The sequence below is a fragment of the Mycobacterium sp. DBP42 genome, from assembly GCF_005924235.1.
In the GTDB taxonomy this organism is placed as follows: domain Bacteria; phylum Actinomycetota; class Actinomycetes; order Mycobacteriales; family Mycobacteriaceae; genus Mycobacterium; species Mycobacterium syngnathidarum.
Window position 1 is genome coordinate 1 of sequence record NZ_VCMY01000112.1, and the last position, 491, is coordinate 491.

The following is a 491-nucleotide window of genomic DNA, read 5'->3' on the forward strand; positions in this document are numbered from 1 at the left end:
CCGGCCGCACCGGTCACCGTGCCGTGCGCGTTGGACACCGCCACACCGCCGGCCGGACCGGCCACGTCCACCGAGAAGGTGGCCACTTCCTGGATACCCGGGCCGTTGCCCAGATCCGCGCTGATCGACACACCCGGGAACAGGTTCGGGGTGATCACCGACTCCAGACCAAAGGGCGGACCGGTGATGTCACCATCGTCGATCAGGATGTTCGGGGTGGTGTAGGAGAAGTTGATCCCCACACCGAGTGACCAGGGGAAGCCGATCTGATAGCCCAACTCCAAGGTGCCCTCGAAGTCCTCGGCGCCCGGGCCGGCCACGATGTACTTGGCCCGACCCGAATGGAACCACTCACGGGTCAACCGGTTGCGGTCCAACGGGAACACACCATTGAGGAAGGTGTCCCACTGCTGAACGGTCAGCGTCCGGTCCTGACCATCAACCAGGCTCAGCTCATTGTCCAGCCCGGCATGGGAAGTGCCCGCGCCTAT

At 64.8% G+C, this 491-nt stretch carries 1 protein-coding gene; it reads right to left on the reverse strand.

Going from position 1 to position 491, the window contains the following annotated elements; genetic code table 11:
* The coding region (locus E0T84_RS31625) for an MspA family porin (protein ID WP_371726392.1) at positions 1-491 on the reverse strand (491 nt) is incomplete at both ends.